The following is a 19,336-nucleotide window of genomic DNA, read 5'->3' as shown; positions in this document are numbered from 1 at the left end:
CGGATGGTGAAATTGGTAGACACGCTGGACTTAAAATCCAGTGAACAGCAATGTTCGTGCGGGTTCAAGTCCCGCTCTGAGTACAAACAAAAAGCGTAATTACTTATATCAGTTATTACGCTTTTTTATTTTCTGAAATAGATAAGGATTTTCAATTTGTCCAGAAGCTGGGATTAGGCAAAACGCTTTTGAGTTCTTAAATTTCCTGAGTTGCCCCAAAGCCGCGTTAGGGATGGAAGCGGCATCCTTTTGTGTGAACTTAGATTTCTGAATTAAACAAGTGTGACTCAACAAAAGATACAGCGGACAGCCCGGCCCTCGGGGAAACGCCATAATTATGACCCGTTATTTGGCGCGTTCTGTTTGATTTACGGATCATCATATATCTAGGTCTTGAGACTCCCATAGCTAATTATCGATTATCTATTCTGTATAGTCAATAAGAATTAACCTATTTTTATATTATATCGGTATAACATCAGAAAATTTTCGAACAGTTAGAGAATTATAAATGGTATAATTAAAAAACTATTTATTTGAATAAATTGCAAAAAAAATCCTGTAAGTACATTTGCTTACAGGATTCTGAGAGTAGATTTTTGTAAATTTTTATTTGATCATTTCAAAACTTCTTTTCACGAAAGCAGTAAGTGCTTCACCTTTTAATAGGTTTTGTGATAATTTTGCTAAGTCTAAAGCCTGTTTTACCAAATGTTCCTGATGTGTTTTGTCTTCGGTATTTAAAATACTTGTTGCGAGATCAGAATTGGTGTTAACAACCAAATTATACATTTCTGGCATATTTCCCATGCCAAACATTCCTCCTCCACCTGACTGGCTCATTTCTTTCATTCTTCTCATAAACTCAGGCTGAGTGATTATAAATGGAGCAGCCTGACTATCCATTGCTTCTAATTGAACGCTATAAGCTTTCGGAATATAGGCTTCTAAAGAAGTTTTTAAAGCTTCCTTTTCTTCATCGGATAATTTAGAAATCGTGTTTTCTTCTTTTTTGATTAAATTATCTATATGATCAGAATCTACACGAACAAAAGTAACATCTTTATTGTCATTTTCGATTTTCTGAATTAAGTGGGAAATAATAGGAGAATCTAAAAGCAATATCTCGTAACCTTTACCTTTTGCTGCTTCAATATAAGAATGTTGATCTTCTTTGTTACCGGCATAAAGAACGACAAGTTTACCATCTTTATCTGTTTGGTTTTCTTTTAGTTTTTCTTTTAATTCTTCTAAAGTAAAGTAAGTGTTGTCTACCGTTGGGTATAGTACAAACGCACCAGCTTTTTCGTAGAATTTATCTTCAGAAAGCATTCCGTATTCTAAAACGATTTTAATGTCGTTCCATTTTGCTTCAAAATCTGTACGATTTTCATTAAATAATGCTTTTAATTTATCAGCAACTTTACGAGTAATGTAGTTTGAAATTTTCTTAACTGCTCCGTCAGCCTGTAAACCAGAACGAGAAACATTTAAAGGAATATCCGGAGAATCAATAACTCCTTTAAGCATTGTTAAGAATTCAGGAACAATTCCTTCTACGTTATCTGTAACGTAAACCTGATTTTGATATAATTGTATTTTATCTTTTTGAATTTGCATATCAGAACCCAATTTTGGGAAATACAAAATACCAGTTAAGTTAAAAGGATAATCAACATTTAAGTGAATGTTAAACAAAGGATCTTCAAATTGCATTGGGTACAATTCTCTGTAGAAGTTTTTGTAATCTTCATCAGAGAGTTCAGTAGGTTGTTTTGTCCATGCCGGATTCGGATTATTGATAATGTTGTCTGTTTCTACAGTTTCATTTACGTAATCTTCGGGAGCATCTTCTGGTTTAGGTAGTGTTTCTGTTCTTGTTCCGAATTTAATCGGAATAGGCATAAACTTATTGTATTTATTTAATAACCCACTGATTTTTGAATCGTCTAAAAATTCAAGAGAATCTTCAGCAATGTGAAGGATAATTTCAGTTCCTCGTGAAGTTTTGTCAGCCGGTTCTAAGGTGAATTCTGGGCTACCGTCACATGTCCAGTGAGCAGCAGGTTCATCTTTATAAGATTTAGTGATGATTTCAACTTTTTCTGCCACCATAAATGCAGAGTAAAAACCAAGACCAAAATGACCAATAATTCCGGAATCTTTAGCAGAATCTTTGTATTTATCCAGAAACTCTTCAGCTCCGGAAAAGGCAACCTGATTAATGTATTTTTCTACTTCCTCAGTAGTCATCCCCAAACCCTGATCGATAATGTGTATTTTTTTGCCTTCCTTATCAATTTTGATTTCAATGACCGGATTGCCGTATTCTACTTTAGCTTCGCCTAGGCTAATGAGATGTTTTAGTTTTAAAGTTGCATCGGTTCCGTTTGAAACTAATTCACGTAAGAAGATTTCGTGATCACTGTACAAGAACTTTTTGATTAAGGGAAAGATGTTCTCTACAGAAACATTAATTTTACCTGTTGTCATATTTTTAATTTTTTAGTTTAATAAGATGTTTTTAATTCATTCAAATAGAATACCAATTTATTTCAAATGACAAAATGTCGTAACTGTTAATTTTGAAAGAAAATAATCGGATTTTAGAACAAAATACATTTGGTTGATTGTATCTTTGTTTTACAATAAAGTAAAAATTGTAAGTATTAACTTAAATTAATAACACAAAATGAAGAAAATTATTTTCATTTGCCTGATGTTCACGATGTTATTTGCGTGTAAATCAGCTTCGTCTACAACAGTTTCAACTGAAGCTACAGAACTTTCAACTAAACTTGACAGACCTACTCAGGTGGCTATTAAGGGCAATTGGATACTCACAAATGTTTCCTACGCAGGGTCTGATTACATCAAAGTGAATTCTTTCGATCTTGCAGATTCAAAATGTTTTATAGGTAGTTCATGGAATTTTATTTCAAATAATAATAAAGGAACAATGACCTTGAATGCTACGAGTTGTACGCCATTTAGTTCTCCTATTGTGTGGAGTATCAATAATCAGGGGCTTTTTGTATTGAAAATTGTTGATCCGGGAACAAAATCCAAAAATGTAAGATCAGGATATTTGCTCAAAGTGGCAGGATTGACTGATAATTCATTCCAGTTAATTGATAAGATCAATGTTGGCGGACAGTCTAAAGATGTGACTTACCAATTTCAAAGAGCTAATTAATATTAAAAATAATAAAGATGAAAAAGATAACAGCATTAAGTTTAAGTAGTTTATTAGTATTAGTTAGTTTGTTTTCAAGCTGTGATTCAGTTAAAAATGCAAATAATACACAAAAAGGTGCCGGAATTGGAGTTGTTGCTGGTGGGATTATAGGGGGTATTCTGGGGAATAATTTAGGTAAAGGTGGTAATGCTGCTTTAGGAGCTGCAATTGGAGCAGCAGTAGGTGGCGGAACTGGAGCGCTTATTGGAAATAAAATGGACAAACAGGCTCGTGAAATTGATCAGGCTTTGCCTGGTGCAGCAGTAGAAAGAGTGGGTGAGGGAATTCATTTGACACTTAATGAAAATGCTGTTCGTTTTGATACTAACAAATCAACCTTGACTTCTCAGGCAAAAGCAAATTTAGATAAATTAGTTCCGGTATTTAATGATTATGGAGATACTAATATAGAGATTTTTGGATATACAGATAACACGGGTAAACCTGAATATAATTTAACACTTTCAGGACAGAGAGCAGCGTCAGTGCAAGCTTATTTGGTTTCCAAAGGATTAAAGTCGAGCAGATTTAAAACTTCAGGATTAGGGATTGCTGATCCAATTGCAACAAATGATACTCCGGAAGGAAGATCTCAAAACCGTCGTGTTGAGTTTGCAATTACTGCAAATGACAAAATGGTTAATGATGCAAAAGCGCAAGCTGGAAAATAATAATTACAATAAATTTATTAAAAGCTGTTTCATATTAGAAGCAGCTTTTTTTTGCATTCGAAATTAAAGATTGTAAATTTGAACTCTCAATTACAACTCATGCTTGATATTCAAAATATTTCTTTTTCGTATACTGATAAACCCGTTATAAAGAACGTTTCTTTTGCTATAAACAAGGGAGAAAATATTGCTATTATTGGTGAAAGCGGCTGTGGAAAGAGTACGCTTCTAAAACTAATGTACGGCTTGTATGATTTAGATGAAGGACGTATTTTTTATGAAGAAAAACCAGTTTTAGGACCAAAATACAATTTGATTCCCGGAATGCCGTACATGAAATATCTGGCACAGGATTTTGATTTGTCACCCTACGAGACTGTAGCCGAAAACGTAGGGAAATTTCTCTCCAACGGTTTTGCAAATATGAAAAGGCTCCGTGTACAGGAGTTATTAGAGATGGTTGAAATGGAACAATTTTCTAATGTTAAGGCTAAATTTTTAAGTGGAGGACAACAGCAAAGAGTCGCATTAGTCAGAGTTTTGGCTTTAGAGCCCGAAGTAATTTTGCTGGATGAACCTTTTAGCCAGATTGATGCTTTTCGTAAAAATGCTTTACGCAGAAATTTGTTTAAATATTTAAAGCAGAAAAAAATAACGTGTATTATAGCAACTCACGATAGCACTGATGCATTGTCTTTTGCTGATGCCACAATTGTAATGCGTAATGGAGAAATTATCACTAAAGGAAATCCAACAGAAATTTATAAAAATCCATCTTCGAAATATGTAGCTTCACTTTTTGGAGAAATAAATGAGATTCCTACTCATTTATTACAACTTTGCGAAGATGTAAATGTAAAATCATTAGTTTATCCACATCAACTAATTATGGTAGAGCATTCTGATTTAGAAGTAAAAATCAGAAGAACTTATTTCAGAGGAAACCACTATTTAATTGAAACCGTTTACAAAAGGCAGTTGATATTTTTTGAAAATGAATTTGACTTGCCTTTAGAGATTACAATTTTTTTGGGACTCAATTCTTAACGAAATAAAACGTCATGAATTTGCTCTGTTTTGTCAAAAACACTTTTTGCAAATGGACAAAGCGGAATGATTTTAAGACTATTATTTCGGGCAAACTCTACAGCAGCCATAACCAGTTTTTTACCAACACCTTTTCCGTTAAACTCTTCGTTAACTTCGGTGTGGTCGATGATAAACTTGGTGTCACCTGCCCATGTATAAGTCATTTTTCCGGCTTGTTTGTCGTTTTCTACAGCTTCAAAATAGCCTTTTCTAATATCGTTTATTTGTTGGATTTCCATGATGATTAAATTAAATTTGTTTGTATTTTAATAGCGTTGGTAAGTGTTTTATGAATAGGGCATTTTTCTGCAATTAAATGCAATTTTTGCTTTTGGCTTTCGTCGATCTCTCCCGTTATTTTAATTTTTCGGGTAAATAAGGAAATGTTTTGTTCGATGTCTTTCTCAAAATCTACTTTTATACTGATTTCAGAAACATTCCATTGTTTTCTATTGATGTACATTCTTAAGGTAATCAAAGTACACGAAGCTAATGCTGAAGCCAAAAGTTCTGATGGGCTAAAACCTAGGTTTTTTCCTCCGGCTTCCTGTGGTTCATCTGCGATTACAATGTTACCGCTGGCTGATGTTATTTCTGTTCGATACAAACGTGTATCAATTTTAGCTGATAATGTCTCCATAGTTATTGAATTCTGGGTTCTGGTAAGGGTACAAATTCGGTTTCTCCCGGAACTTTTGGGAAGTTTTGTGCTATCCAGTCTTGTTTGGCTTTTTCGATAAGATTTTTATCAGATGAGACAAAATTCCAAAAGATAAAATGTTCTTCAGGAAAAGGTTGTCCTCCAAAAATATAAACAGTTGAATTTGCTGCAATTTCGAATTCGCAAAGCGTACTGTCATTAGTAATCAGAATTTGTTTTGGATCGTAAATATGTTCTCCGCTTTTGATGCTTCCTTCTAAAATATACAAACCGCTTTCGCCAAATAAATCTTTTCCGATATTGATTTTTTGAGAGTCCAGGCTTTTGATTTCAATAAAATACAACGGGCTATAAACAGGAACCGGAGATTTTTTTCCGAAAACTTCACCGGCAATCAATTTGTATGAAACCCCGTTTTCTTCCCAGGCAGGAATATCCTGAGCCTCTACATGTGTGAAGTTGGGATTCATTCCTTCTAATTCTTTAGGGAGTGCCACCCAAATTTGTAACCCGTGAAGCATTTTATCTGAATGTCTTAAATATTCTGGCGTTCTTTCAGAATGTACAATTCCTTTTCCGGCGGTCATCCAGTTTACGGCACCAGGTTTTATCTCTAATTCGGTTCCTAAACTATCACGATGCATGATGCTTCCTTCAAATAAAAAAGTGAGTGTTGAGAGTCCAATATGGGGATGAGGAGGAACATCCATATTTTGGTACTGATTTAAATGTGCAGGTCCCATATGGTCGATAAATACAAATGGGCCAACGGCTCTTTTTTCACGGAAAGGCAATAATCTCCCTACCATAAAATTGCCAATATTGGCAGCGCGTTCTTCGATAATTAAACTGATATTTGACATGGTTATTTTTATTTGAAAACAAAATTACAGCAGTAGTGTTAATCTGTAACTTAATTTAGATTAAGAAAAATTGTTTTGCATTTGCTTTATAAAACAGGAAATAAAAGAAAGATGAATTGCGTAAAATGTAATAAATCATTTTATTCCATTTGTAATATTTGTGTTTTAATTAATCAATTCGAATTCTAAAGGATCACTTTCCTTTCCGTTAATTATAATTGACAATTGATGAGTTCCGATATGAAAAACCCGGGTCGTAATCAATTTAAAAGACTGGTTTCTTTCGATCTTTGTTAATTGATTCGGAAGGTAAATTTTTTCACTAATTTTAAAAACTTTTTTTGCCAGATGTCCTTTTGCTTTTTTATAATAAACAGCATATTCTAGACGAACCGTTTTTGGTTCTTCATTTTTATTAGTTAAATGAAAATGAAACTGAAGGTAATCTCCAATTTTTACAGTCGGAGTTTTGATTTCGAATGATGAAAGCTCAATATTCGTGTTTTTTAAACCATAATAACTAAGAATTTCAGGATGCCCTTGTTTTAACAAAGTACGACAGCCGTGTTTGATAATTCCATCTGTTTCTTTTGTATGGCCTTTCCATTTTGAAGCAATTTCAAGTACGACATGAGGATTATCCTTAGCAATATCATTTAAATTATTTGCGACACTTCTTCGGACGTACTCTGAAGGATCATTTTTTAAGTTCTCTAAAATTGGAAGAATAGAAGAAGGATCTTTTTTGAGGAACGGAATCGCCATTGCCCATGGTAACCTAGGTCTTGAACCTTCACTTGCCAATCGGCGCACATGATGGTTTTCGTGTAAAGACCATTTTGTAATTTCGTCGATCATTTTTTCTTTGTATTTTAAAATGAAAGGACGAACAGCAAATTCACAACTAATAAATTGTGTTATTATAAGAAATGCTTTCGCCGAATTTTCAAAATCATCTAAACCGTACATTTCGATATAATCGGCAAAAAAGATATATTCTAAACCGCCATTTACAGATTTGTTTTTTTTAAGATTTTTAATGATTTTATCAATCAAAACAGCTGCTTCACGAAAGTTTTCAGGCATAAACTGACGAAAAACAACTGTGGTATGTTTCATTCGTTCTTTCCACTCTTTTTTTTCAAAGTCATCTTCATAAATGGCTTTGATAAATTTTTGTTTATTGAATTCCGGATGTACTTCGGCGACAGCCTGACTAAAATTTTCGTAAAAAGAAAGCGAGTAAATATCTTTAATTAAGCCCATGATTTTATTTGAATGAATTTCAAAGATATTTAATGTTCTTTGATTTTTTTTAAATTAAGTAGAGGAACTTTCTTTCGAAATTTTATTTTTGGCAGAGCTTAAACTTTCAAATCCACAAAATATGTCCTATTTTAGCATCTTATAAAATTTGAGAAAATGATTAGCAAGATACAATTTCAAACCGAATTACAATTATTAATCAGTAATGCGATTCGGGAAGATGTGGGACCTGGAGATTATAGCTCGTTGGCTTGTATTCCTGATACGGCAAATGGGCAGGCTAAATTGTTGGTAAAAGATCAGGGGATAATTGCAGGAGTTGAATTAGCTAAAATGATTTTTGAATATGTTGATCCAAAACTAAAAGTAAAGACTTTTATTGAAGATGGAACTTATGTGGAATATGGGGAAGTTGTTTTTGAAGTTTCCGGAAGTTCACAATCTATTTTAAAAGCAGAAAGAGTGGTTTTGAATACTATGCAAAGAATGTCGGCGATTGCTACAAAAACAAGTCAGTTGATGCAGCTTTTAGAGGGGACAGGGGCTAAAATATTAGATACTCGTAAAACAACACCTAATTTTAGGGCAGCAGAAAAATGGGCGGTAAAAATAGGAGGAGGAGAAAATCATCGATATGCCTTGTACGATATGGTAATGCTGAAAGATAATCATATTGATTTTGCCGGAGGTATTACACTTGCAATAAACAAAACCAAAGAGTATTTGAAAGCTCAAAATCTGGATTTAAAGATTATTGTAGAAGCCAGAAATCTGGATGAGATTCGTGAAATCTTATTAAGTGATGGTGTTCATCGAATCCTGATTGATAATTTTAATTACGAAGATACCAAAACTGCAGTAGCATTAATTGGTAAAAAATGCCAGACAGAGTCATCTGGAAATATCAGTGAAAAAACAATTCGCGGGTATGGACTTTGTGGTGTAAATTATATTTCATCAGGCGCTTTGACACATTCTGTGTATAATATGGATCTGAGTCTGAAAGCTTTTTAAATTGTTAAAATTTGAAAGCTTAGGAGTCTAATAATCTAATATCTAATAATCTAAACAAATATGTCCAAAGAGATAGAAAACAGGCTTGAAAAAGTACCAATTGTACGTTTGTTAGTCCGCTTTTTAAAGAACATAAAATTACCATGGCTAGAAGGCTTTTCATTGTATGATTTGCTCGAAATGTATATTTTGGGCATTCTTGAAGGTGCTTTTTCCTACCATGCAAGCGCGGTGTCTTTTAGTTTTTTTATGGCTTTATTTCCTTTTGCATTATTTATTCTAAACTTAATTCCATTTATTCCTATAGAAAATTTTCAACAGGATTTCTTGCTTTTTGTTCAGCAAAGTGTACCGCCAAATACTTATGATGCAATTAGTAAAATTATTAGCGATATTTTAAATAATAGCCATTCGGGGTTGCTGTCTTCAGGTTTTCTGTTGTCTATTGTTTTAATGGCAAATGGTATTAACGGAATTCTGAGTGGTTTTGAATCTTCTAAACATGTTTTTGATAAACGTGGTTTTTTTCATCAATATTTAGTAGCGCTGGCTATTTCACTTGTGATGACCCTGATATTATTCGTAACAGTTGCTACCATAGTTGTTTTTGAAGTTTTTATTCAAAAAACAATTATTCAGGATGTATTAAGTGACCGAATTCCCCTGATTATTTTAGGACGTTACCTATTTGTTATTTTGATGATTTTGATAACCTCTTCATTATTATTGCGATATGGTACAAAACAGTATAGTAAAGCACCTTTTATTAGTATTGGATCTGTTTTTACTACGGTGCTAATTGTTATATCTTCGTTCTTTTTTGGGATTTGGGTTATAAAATTCTCAAAATACAACGAACTTTATGGTTCTATTGGGACATTATTAATACTAATGTTTTACATTTGGATAAACTGTATGATTCTTCTTTTAGGATTCGAACTTAATGCGACTATTAAGAAATTAAGACACAAAAATAAAATAGTATGAAAAAATTGATGTTAATAATTGGATTTTTTTTTCTGACATTTGGAGCTGTTTACAGCCAAAGTGTTACAGGAAAATGGAAGACAATTGATGATGAAACTGGTGAGGCCAAGTCAATAATAGAAATTTATGAAAAAGCTGGAAAAATATACGGAAAAGTAGTAGATATACTTCGTGCTGATCATAAAAAAGATATATGTACAAAATGTGAAGGAGCCGAAAAAAATAAACCGATTATGGGCATGATCATTATAAACGGTCTAAAAAAAGAGGGCTCTGAATACAATGGAGGGACTATCTTGGATCCAACAAACGGAAAAAAATACAAATGTTATATTGCATTAGATGCTCCTGATAAATTAAAACTTCGTGGCTATATTGGGATTTCTATTGTAGGAAGGACACAATATTGGACACGGCTGAAAAATTAATTTCATAAATAAAAATGCGAAAATTAGCATCAATAATTTTATTCCTAACCATGCTTTCAATTAGTTTTGGACAATCTAAGAATTTGCCATTACAAATAAGTCATCTTACAGGTGACTTTTATGTTTATAAAACCTTTCATGATTATAATGGGACATTAATTTCTGCCAATGCTATGTATCTTGTTACAAATAACGGTGTCGTATTGTTTGATGCACCTTGGGATCAAACTCAATATCAGCCTTTGTTGGATTCCATAAAAGCAAAACACAAGAAAAATGTTATAATGTATTTGGCAACCCATTTTCATGAAGATCGGGCAGGAGGTCTGGAATTTTACAAACAAAAAGGAGTTAAAACTTACACTATAAAAGAGACGGATCAAATTCTTAAAACGAAAAACGAAAAAAGATCTGAATTTATAATTCCAAATGATACTACATTTGCAGTAGGACAACATAACTTTGAAGTTTATTATCCCGGAAAAGGACACGCTCCCGACAATATTATAGTTTGGTTTGACAAAGAAAAAGTGCTTTATGGAGGCTGCTTTATAAAAAGTACAGAGTCAAAAGATTTAGGATATTTAGGTGATGCAGATGTAAAAGAATGGGAGAAATCAATCCAAAAAGTACAAAACAAATTTGCAAATCCAATTTATATTATACCGGGCCATGATAATTGGGAAAATTTAGAATCTCTAAATCATACTTTGAAAATGGTTCAGAGATACAATACTGCGCAAACTTCGGGTAATAAATAATTCATCAATTTTAAAATAATTACATGTTTTTTGTCGAAGTTGTTTTGCCACTTTCTCTAGCCAAAACTTTTACCTATCGTATTTCTGAGGCCGAATTCTATTTTATTAAAAAAGGGATGAGGGTGGCTGTGCCTTTCGGTAAAAGCAAAATGTATACTGCCTTGGTTATTGATATACATCAGAATAAGCCAAACTTGTATGAAGCCAAAGAAATTCATCAGATATTAGACGAAAAACCAATAGCAACCGAAACTCAGATCAAACATTGGGTCTGGGTGGCAAATTATTATATGTGCGGCATTGGCGATGTTTATCGTGGTGCTTTTCCCAGCGGATTATTATTGGAAAGCGAAACGATTATCTCGCACAAGGCAGATGCTGCTGTGAATCCGGATGAACTTTCAGATGAAGAGTTTTTGATTTATGAAGCCTTACAACAGCAAAGTTCATTAAAGGTATTGGAAATTATTTCGATTTTAAACAAAAAGAATATTCTTCCGGTTCTTCAAAAACTCATAGCCAAAGATATTATTGTTTTAGAAGAAGAAATAAAAGAAAATTATAAACCAAAATTGGTCCGGTATGTGAGATTGCATTCGAAATACGAATCAGACAGCGGTTTAAATGAATTATTAGAAGTATTGAAAAATGCCAGTAAACAAAAAGAAATTGTTTTGGCCTATTTTCAAATTAGTGCTTCAGAAAAGAAGCCAATTACAGTTAAAAAATTGGTTGAAGTTTCAAATTCGACTTCGGCAATTGTAAAAGCATTAATTGAAAAAGAAGTTTTTGAAGAATATTACTTGCAGCATGACAGGGTTTCTTTTGATGGAAAGGCTTCGAAAAAGCGATTATTGTTAAGTCAGGCTCAGCAAACGGCTTTCGAAGAAATTAAAAACATTTTATTAGAAAAAGAAGTTTGTCTTCTTCATGGTGTTACTTCAAGCGGTAAAACAGAAATATATATTAAGTTAATTGAGGAATATTTAGAAACAGGAAAACAGGTTTTATATCTTTTGCCTGAAATAGCACTTACAACGCAGTTAGTTTCTCGTTTGAGGCTTCATTTTGGGGATAAAGTAGCTGTTTTTCATTCTAAATACAGTAACAATGAAAGGGTAGAAGTCTGGAAGCGAACACTCGAAAATTCGCATAAGGCTCAAATTATAATAGGAACCAGAACGGCTTTATTTTTGCCTTTTAATAATCTTGGTTTGTTAATTGTTGATGAAGAGCATGAACAGACTTTCAAGCAGACAGACCCTGCTCCACGATATCATGCACGCGATGCGGCAATTGTTTTGGCAAATTTTCATAGTGCCAAAGTACTTTTAGGATCTGCTACTCCAAGTATTGAGACTTATTTCAATACTCAGATTGGGAAATTTGGTTTAGTTGCGATCACAGAACGTTATAATAATGTCCGAATGCCGGAAGTCGTTTTGGTTGATTTAAAAGACAAGCACTTTAGAAAGAGGATGACCGGACACTTTAGTGATCTTTTAATAGAAGAAATTGCAGAAGCTTTGTCTTTAGGAGAACAAGTAATTTTATTCCAAAACAGAAGAGGGTATTCGCCTGTAATTGAGTGTTTAACTTGCGGTCATGTGCCTCATTGCCAACAATGTAATGTAAGTTTGACTTACCATAAACACAAAAATCATTTGCGCTGTCATTACTGTGGGTATTCAATTGCAAAACCAACGCATTGTCATAGTTGTTCGAGTATTGACTTGACAACAAAAGGTTTTGGAACAGAGCAGATCGAACAGGAATTAATGTTACTTTTTCCCAAAGCTAAAACCGGCAGAATGGATCAGGATACGACAAGGGGAAAATTTGGTTTTGAAAAGATTATTGATGCTTTTAAAAATAGGGAAATAGATATTTTAGTTGGTACACAAATGCTGGCTAAAGGATTAGATTTTGATAATGTGAACCTGGTCGGGATTATGAATGCAGACAACATGTTGTATCATCCCGATTTTAGAGCTTTTGAACGTAGTTTTCAGATGATGACACAGGTTGCAGGAAGAGCGGGAAGATCAGAAAAACAAGGAAAAGTTGTGATTCAGACCTACAATCCTAATCATAATACAATTCAACAGGTCACAATGCATAATTATGCAGGTATGTATAAGGAACAATTGTACGACAGACAGATCTATAAATATCCACCTTATTTTAGAATTATAAAACTGACTTTAAAGCACCGTGATTTTGATAAATTAAAAGAAGGTACAATGTGGATGTATCAGGTTTTGAGTCAAAATTTAAACATACCTGTTTTAGGACCCGAAGAGCCTGCGATTAACAGAATAAGAAACGAATATATAAGGACAATTTTGATTAAAATTCCGCAAAACATACCGTTAGTAGTTACAAAAAAAACTATTCAGAAAATGTTGAATAGTTTTGAGTCTGTTGCTCAATACAGAGCTATAAAGTTAATTGTGAATGTCGACTTTTATTAATTATGATGATGTTGATAATGCTCTTACTAAATCTTCTTTTTTGTTTCGGCTAAGAGGAATCTTCGTAATGCCAATTTCTGCAAATTTACTGTTAAAGCGTTCCACCTTATCAATATTAATAATGTAAGATTTATGGACCCGAATGAATTTATCTTTTGATAAATCATTTTCAAAAGATTTCATTGTTGATAAAACTAAGTTGCTGTCATCTTCTGTAACAACTCTTACATAATCTCCAAAAGCTTCAATCCATTTAATTTTTGATGTAAAAATTTTAAGCTTTTTTAAGTTGCTTTTAATGAAAATATGTTCACCTTCTTCTTCTTTCACCTCTTTTTTGAGGATGTATAAGTCAATTGCTCTTTTTACTGAAGCATTAAAACGATCAACAGCTATAGGTTTTTGAAGGTAGTCTGTGGCATCATAATCGAAGGCTTTTAAAGCATATTCAGCTTTAGAAGTAATAAATATTATTTGAGGTTTTGATTTTAAACCATCAAGAAAGTCAAAACCATTAATAACAGGCATTTCAATATCTAAAAATATCAAATCGATATTATTTAAAGAGATACAACTCTTTGCTTCAATTGCGTTAGAAAAGTCACCAACCAAATGTAAACCAGGATGATTGTTAACTAATTTTGCAATAATTGCCCTCTGTATAGAACTATCATCTACAACAACACAGTTTAGTTTCATAAGAGTTAAATTTAATAAATTCAGGTTACAATAGTAAATGTATTATTTTTTTGGAAAAAAAACTAAGATGAAGGTCTGTTTTTTGCATTTCAACGAATAAAAGAAAAAAAATGTTGGTAATTAAAATATAATAGTTACTTTTGCACCCAATTTTAACAAATAAATATTGTATTTATGAATCATTATGAAACTGTTTTCATTTTAAATCCCGTTTTATCTGAAGTTCAGGTGAAGGAAACAGTAACGAAATTTGAAGAATTTCTTACTAGTAGAGGAGCTGAAATGGTATCGAAAGAGGATTGGGGCCTGAAAAAAATGGCTTACGAAATCCAAAACAAAAAAAGTGGTTTTTATCACTTATTCGAATTCAAAGTAGCTGGAGAAGTTCTAATTGCTTTTGAAACTGAATTCAGACGTGACGAAAGAGTTATGCGTTTCCTTACAGTAAGTTTGGATAAACATGCTATTTCTTGGGCTGAAAGAAGAAGAGCGAAACTTAAATCTACAAAAGCTTAATTATTATGGCAACATTACAACAATCTGCTTCAGGAAAAAAAGACGGGGATATCAGATATCTTACGCCTTTGAACATTGAAACTAACAAAACTAAAAAGTATTGTCGTTTCAAAAAATCAGGTATCAAATATATTGATTATAAAGATGCTGATTTCTTATTGAAATTCGTAAATGAGCAAGGAAAAATTCTTCCTCGTCGTTTAACAGGAACTTCATTAAAATACCAAAGAAAAGTTTCTGTAGCTGTAAAAAGAGCTCGTCACTTAGCTTTAATGCCATACGTGGCCGATTTATTAAAATAGTATTAAAACAAAGTTGTTGGTTTCCGGTCAAATGGAACCTAACTTCTAACTTATAAGGACAACAACATGGAAATTATTTTAAAACAAGACGTGCAAAACGTAGGATTTAAAGATGATGTAGTATCTGTAAAACCTGGTTATGGTCGTAACTTTTTGATTCCTCAGGGGTTTGCTACATTAGCAACTCCTTCTGCTAAAAAAGTTTTAGCTGAAAACCTAAAACAAAGAGCACATAAAGAAGCTAAAGTAGTTGCTGATGCAAAAGCATTAGCTGAAACATTAAAAGCTCTTGAAATTAAACTTTCGGCAAAAGCGGGTGGAGAAAAACTTTTTGGTTCTATCACAAACATCGATATTGCTGAAGCTTTAGAGAAATCAGGTAACGCTATTGATAGAAAATTCATCACAAGCGGTATCGTAAAACGTACTGGAAAATATTCTGCTAGCATCCGTTTACACAGAGATGTTATCGTTGACTTACCATACGAAATTGTTGCTGAAAAAGCATAATTTTTTAAGTTTACCATAAATTAAATCCCGATTCGTTCTAAAAAATGAGTTCGGGATTTTTTTTATATTTATATTTCAGAAAATATTTAATATGACTAAAGCAAATAAAATTGAGGTATTGAATATTATTTTGATTCTAATATCTTTGTTTTTGTCTCTAATGATCCCATTTGAGCTTTTTCTTTTTTCTTATGCGGTTTTAGGGCCATTACATTACCTGACTGAAATTAATTGGCTTCATCAAAAGAGTTATTTTGTTCAAGAAAGAAAATATATCTCAATTTTAATAGTGCTTGCCATAGCAATAACTTTTCTTGTACTTTTTAAATATTTAAAATTAGAGGCTTTGTTTTCTGGTTATTTAAGTAACTATTTCATGTTGTTGTTTGGTGTTTTTCTTGTTACTAGTTTCTTGTTTTCTATCGGATTAGTATTGTTTAAAGAGTCTAAAAAGATTTTTTTGACTTTAATTTTCGCTTTTAGTTTTGGGTTATTGTTCCTGAAATTTTTTCCCTTTTCTTTTTTTATTATCAGTATTTTTTTGCCAACTATTATTCATGTGTATTTTTTTACGCTATTATTTATGATTCTTGGAACTCTAAAAGGGCGTTCTGTTTATAGTGTAATTACAATTGTTATTTTGATTTTGATTCCTTTGTTTATTTCGTATAATCCTTTTCAGTTTGTATTTCATACATCTGAATTAGTGAAAGATATTTTTTTAGAGACTGGTTTTAAAAATGTTATTGTATCTTTAAATCAAATCTTAAACAATATTTCAATTTCATACTTTGATTTTAATGCTGTTGTAATTATAAAAATTCAAACTTTTATTGCTTTTTCATATACCTATCATTATTTAAATTGGTTTTCTAAAACATCAATAATTGGATGGGATAGAAACATGCCTAGATCATATTTAGTATGCATTTTGATTTTATGGCTAGCATCTGTGGCTTTGTATATTTATAGTTATAAGATAGGAGTTATGGTTTTATATTTTTTAAGTATGCTTCATGTTATTATTGAATTCCCATTAAATATTATTTCAATAAGAGAAGTCTTTTTTTTAAGAAAGGCATTTGATTAACTTCTAAAAAGTCTAAATTTGCAAGCTTAAAAAGTGAAGCGTTTTATATCCACAAAATGAAATATAATAGATTAACAAAAGAACAGTTCGAGGAATTGCATCCGGAATTTACCAAATTTTTAGCAACTCAGTCGATAGATAAGGCTGAATGGGATAAGATAAAAATAGAAAAACCGGAAGTTGCCGAACAGGAATTGGATGTTTTTTCGGATTTGATTTGGGAAGGTGTTTTGGGCAGAGCAGAATTTTTAGAGCATTTTTCTAAAAATCATATATTTTTATTTCAGTGTTTTGAAACTCATGTGCAGTCTATTGTTTTGAAATCTTTAGTTCCGGAAACTGATTTTTTGACTAAAGACGGTTTACAATGGTTAAGTGATAATATGTTTACAGATACGATTGAAATGAAAACCGGGAAGAAGCTTTTTACTGAAGATCGAAATTCTTCTATTTTTGAATTAATTCAGCAAGGCGCATTTTTGAGTGATGGACAATTGTTTAAGCAAATTAATTCGATCATAGAATCATAGTGTATTATTTTTTGAAATAGGTGCATTTCTTTTTCTTTGATTCTTATTTGGAATATTGGCATAATCAGAAATGAAACTTTAAATATTCTGCATCTTGATTTTAAAACTTTTTGGCTTTAATATTTTTCAATAAAATAATCCTAATTTTAAGACTCAGTTTTTCTAAATTATAATCTGCACCATTTTACTATTTTATGAGTATTCAAGAAACAATTCAGGCTTTACGAAACGAACTTAATCAGCATAACTACAATTATTATGTACTTGATAATGCTACAATTTCTGATTATGATTTTGATATTAAACTAAAAGAACTTCAGGATTTAGAAAACAAACACCCTGATTTTTTTGACGAGCATTCTCCAACACAGCGAGTTGGTGGAACTGTTACGAAAAATTTTAAAACCATTCCGCACCAGTTCAGAATGTATTCTTTGGATAATTCCTATTCCAAAGATGATCTATTAGATTGGGAAAACAGAATCCAGAGAGTTTTGGGAAATGTTGATTTAGAATATACCTGTGAATTAAAATACGATGGAGCTTCCATCAGTATTTCATACGAAAAAGGAAAATTGGTTCAGGCTTTAACCCGTGGGGACGGTTTTCAGGGGGATGAAGTTACAAATAACATCAAAACAATTAAATCAATTCCGTTACAATTAAAAGGGAATTATCCTGAGAAATTTGATATTAGAGGAGAAATCATTTTACCATTTAAAGGTTTCGAAAAAATGAACCAGGACTTAATTGAAATTGGTGAGACACCCTATTCAAATCCAAGAAATACAGCTTCAGGGAGTTTAAAACTACAGGATAGTGCAGAGGTTGCCAAACGCCCTTTAGAATGTTTATTGTATTCGGTAACAAGTAATAATTTGCCTTTTTCTTCACAAATTGAAGGATTGCAATCAGCAAGAGACTGGGGGTTTAAGGTTCCAATGGAAGCCAAATTAGTTAATGATATGAACAAAGTGTTCGATTTCATTGATTATTGGGATGAGCATCGTCATAAACTGCCTTACGAAACTGATGGTGTGGTTATAAAAGTAAACAGTTTCCAACATCAGGAAGAATTAGGTTATACTGCAAAATCACCTCGCTGGGCCATCGCATATAAATTTAAAGCAGAACAGGTTTCGACTAAATTGAAGTCTATTTCCTATCAGGTAGGACGCACAGGGGCAATTACTCCGGTTGCAAATTTAGAACCTGTACAATTGGCAGGGACAATTGTAAAAAGAGCTTCTTTACATAACGCCGACCAAATTGAAAAATTAGATATTCGAATAAATGATACGGTTTTTGTAGAAAAAGGAGGCGAAATTATTCCAAAAATTATTGCTGTTGATTTAGAACAACGTCCAGAAAATTCACAAAAAACGCACTATATTACTCATTGTCCGGAATGTGATTCGGAATTGGTTCGAAACGAAGGAGAAGCGAATCATTATTGTCCAAATTTTTATGGTTGTCCGCCCCAGATTATTGGCAGAATCCAGCATTATATTTCAAGAAAAGCTATGGATATTGAAGGACTTGGAGGAGAAACAGTTGCTTTGCTTTTTAATAACGGATTGGTTCATAATTATGCGGATCTTTATGAATTAACTGTTGAACAAATTTTGCCTTTAGAGAGAATGGCACAAAAATCAGCTGAGAATTTGGTAAATGGAGTTCAAAAATCGAAAGAAATTCCGTTTGAGAGTGTTTTATTTGCCTTAGGAATTCGTTTTGTGGGAGAAACAGTTGCAAAAAAATTAGCCAAACATTACAAAAATATTGATGTATTAAGCCAAGCTTCTTTAATGGATTTGATTTTAGTGGATGAAATTGGAGAAAGAATTGCCAAAAGCGTAATTGAATTTTTTGAGAATGAAGAAAATAAGAAAATAATTGAACGCTTAAAAAGTTATGGAGTACAGTTTGAAATTATCCAAAAAATAAACCCTAATGCTACTGAAAAATTCATTGGAAAAACATTTGTGGTTTCAGGTGTTTTTGCTCAGTTTTCAAGAGATGAATTAAAGAAGACTATTGAAGATAACGGTGGTAAAGTAGGAAGCTCCATTTCAGCCAAAACAGATTTTGTAGTAGCCGGAGATAATATGGGGCCGGCTAAATTAGAAAAAGCCACCAAACTAAATATTCCAATATTGTCTGAAGAAGATTTCATCGCTAAACTTAATCAAAGCGAATAAATTGTTGATGCTGAAAAATCAAAGGAAAATCAATTA

At 32.4% G+C, this 19,336-nt stretch carries 20 protein-coding genes; 14 read left to right on the top strand and 6 right to left on the bottom strand.

The window, feature by feature from the left end; translation table 11 throughout:
- Nucleotides 1–609: 609 nt before the first annotated feature.
- Nucleotides 610–2,493: a molecular chaperone HtpG gene (gene htpG / locus DMB65_RS20000; RefSeq protein ID WP_110308403.1), complete on the bottom strand. Its 1,884-nt coding sequence runs from the start codon at nt 2,491–2,493 to the stop codon at nt 610–612.
- A 199-nt stretch (nt 2,494–2,692) separates the two neighbouring features.
- Here htpG and DMB65_RS19995 point away from each other — a divergent pair, with 199 nt between their 5' ends.
- The 3 genes from DMB65_RS19995 (at nt 2,693) to DMB65_RS19985 (ending at nt 4,956) form a co-directional block, all read left to right on the top strand.
- A complete protein-coding gene (locus tag DMB65_RS19995; RefSeq protein ID WP_165835007.1) occupies nt 2,693–3,196 on the top strand; it encodes a lipocalin family protein in 504 nt (167 codons plus the stop codon).
- 17 nt (nt 3,197–3,213) lie between these two features.
- On the top strand, nt 3,214–3,909 hold the full coding sequence (locus DMB65_RS19990) for an OmpA family protein (RefSeq protein WP_110308401.1): 696 nt from the start codon (nt 3,214–3,216) through the stop codon (nt 3,907–3,909).
- 99 nt (nt 3,910–4,008) lie between these two features.
- Nucleotides 4,009–4,956 (top strand): ABC transporter ATP-binding protein, encoded by a 948-nt coding sequence (locus DMB65_RS19985; RefSeq protein WP_110308400.1) that lies wholly within the window; start codon nt 4,009–4,011, stop codon nt 4,954–4,956.
- Here DMB65_RS19985 and DMB65_RS19980 read toward each other — a convergent pair.
- The 4 genes from DMB65_RS19980 to DMB65_RS19965 form a co-directional block, all read right to left on the bottom strand.
- Nucleotides 4,953–5,237, bottom strand: a complete 285-nt coding sequence (locus tag DMB65_RS19980) for a GNAT family N-acetyltransferase (protein WP_110308399.1) — start codon at nt 5,235–5,237, stop codon at nt 4,953–4,955. The two genes, DMB65_RS19985 and DMB65_RS19980, sit on opposite strands and share 4 nt — an antisense overlap.
- A gap of 5 nt (nt 5,238–5,242) precedes the next feature.
- Nucleotides 5,243–5,638, bottom strand: a complete 396-nt coding sequence (locus DMB65_RS19975; RefSeq protein WP_110308398.1) for an OsmC family protein — start codon at nt 5,636–5,638, stop codon at nt 5,243–5,245.
- Between the two features lie 2 nt (nt 5,639–5,640).
- Entirely contained in the window at nt 5,641–6,522 is an 882-nt protein-coding gene (locus tag DMB65_RS19970) for a pirin family protein (RefSeq protein WP_110308397.1), read from the bottom strand.
- 165 nt (nt 6,523–6,687) lie between these two features.
- Complete coding sequence (locus DMB65_RS19965) at nt 6,688–7,788, bottom strand: DNA alkylation repair protein (RefSeq protein ID WP_110308396.1); 1,101 nt, start codon at nt 7,786–7,788, stop codon at nt 6,688–6,690.
- A gap of 156 nt (nt 7,789–7,944) precedes the next feature.
- On the opposite strand from DMB65_RS19965, the gene nadC reads away from it, so the two are divergent.
- From nadC to priA, 5 genes are read left to right on the top strand one after another with little or no spacing between them, the layout of a single operon-like run.
- Nucleotides 7,945–8,802 (top strand): carboxylating nicotinate-nucleotide diphosphorylase, encoded by an 858-nt coding sequence (gene nadC, locus DMB65_RS19960; protein WP_110308395.1) that lies wholly within the window; start codon nt 7,945–7,947, stop codon nt 8,800–8,802.
- 60 nt (nt 8,803–8,862) lie between these two features.
- Complete coding sequence (locus DMB65_RS19955; RefSeq protein ID WP_110308394.1) at nt 8,863–9,789, top strand: YihY/virulence factor BrkB family protein; 927 nt, start codon at nt 8,863–8,865, stop codon at nt 9,787–9,789.
- Nucleotides 9,786–10,217: a DUF2147 domain-containing protein gene (locus DMB65_RS19950; protein WP_110308393.1), complete on the top strand. Its 432-nt coding sequence runs from the start codon at nt 9,786–9,788 to the stop codon at nt 10,215–10,217. The genes DMB65_RS19955 and DMB65_RS19950 overlap by 4 nt, the downstream gene beginning before the upstream one ends.
- A gap of 14 nt (nt 10,218–10,231) precedes the next feature.
- Nucleotides 10,232–10,978, top strand: coding sequence for a subclass B1 metallo-beta-lactamase (gene bla-B1-FLAV, locus DMB65_RS19945; RefSeq protein ID WP_110308392.1), 747 nt, complete (start codon nt 10,232–10,234; stop codon nt 10,976–10,978).
- A gap of 23 nt (nt 10,979–11,001) precedes the next feature.
- Nucleotides 11,002–13,452, top strand: a complete 2,451-nt coding sequence (gene priA, locus DMB65_RS19940; RefSeq protein WP_110308391.1) for a replication restart helicase PriA — start codon at nt 11,002–11,004, stop codon at nt 13,450–13,452.
- Here priA and DMB65_RS19935 read toward each other — a convergent pair whose 3' ends face one another.
- Nucleotides 13,453–14,151 carry a LytR/AlgR family response regulator transcription factor gene (locus DMB65_RS19935; RefSeq protein WP_110308390.1) on the bottom strand — a complete coding sequence of 233 codons (699 nt, stop codon included), beginning with the start codon at nt 14,149–14,151 and terminating at the stop codon, nt 13,453–13,455.
- Between the two features lie 174 nt (nt 14,152–14,325).
- Between DMB65_RS19935 and rpsF the strand changes: the two genes are divergently transcribed.
- From rpsF to ligA, 6 genes are all read left to right on the top strand, one after another.
- Complete coding sequence (gene rpsF, locus DMB65_RS19930) at nt 14,326–14,667, top strand: 30S ribosomal protein S6 (RefSeq protein WP_007810575.1); 342 nt, start codon at nt 14,326–14,328, stop codon at nt 14,665–14,667.
- A gap of 5 nt (nt 14,668–14,672) precedes the next feature.
- Nucleotides 14,673–14,969: a 30S ribosomal protein S18 gene (gene rpsR, locus DMB65_RS19925; RefSeq protein ID WP_007138295.1), complete on the top strand. Its 297-nt coding sequence runs from the start codon at nt 14,673–14,675 to the stop codon at nt 14,967–14,969.
- A 66-nt stretch (nt 14,970–15,035) separates the two neighbouring features.
- The gene (rplI, locus tag DMB65_RS19920) at nt 15,036–15,479 is read left to right on the top strand and encodes a 50S ribosomal protein L9 (RefSeq protein ID WP_110308389.1); all 444 of its coding nucleotides are present in this window, start codon (nt 15,036–15,038) and stop codon (nt 15,477–15,479) included.
- Nucleotides 15,480–15,597: 118 nt separating this feature from the next.
- Nucleotides 15,598–16,569 (top strand): hypothetical protein, encoded by a 972-nt coding sequence (locus tag DMB65_RS19915; RefSeq protein WP_123955370.1) that lies wholly within the window; start codon nt 15,598–15,600, stop codon nt 16,567–16,569.
- Between the two features lie 56 nt (nt 16,570–16,625).
- On the top strand, nt 16,626–17,099 hold the full coding sequence (locus tag DMB65_RS19910) for a DUF6495 family protein (RefSeq protein WP_110308387.1): 474 nt from the start codon (nt 16,626–16,628) through the stop codon (nt 17,097–17,099).
- A 194-nt stretch (nt 17,100–17,293) separates the two neighbouring features.
- A complete protein-coding gene (ligA, locus tag DMB65_RS19905) occupies nt 17,294–19,300 on the top strand; it encodes an NAD-dependent DNA ligase LigA (RefSeq protein ID WP_110308386.1) in 2,007 nt (668 codons plus the stop codon).
- The last annotated feature ends 36 nt before the right edge of the window (nt 19,301–19,336 follow it).

This window comes from Flavobacterium cheongpyeongense (genome assembly GCF_003202435.1).
Taxonomy (GTDB): Bacteria; Bacteroidota; Bacteroidia; order Flavobacteriales; family Flavobacteriaceae; genus Flavobacterium; species Flavobacterium cheongpyeongense.
Note: the sequence above shows the minus strand (reverse complement) of the source record. Positions and strands in the feature narration are given on the sequence as shown.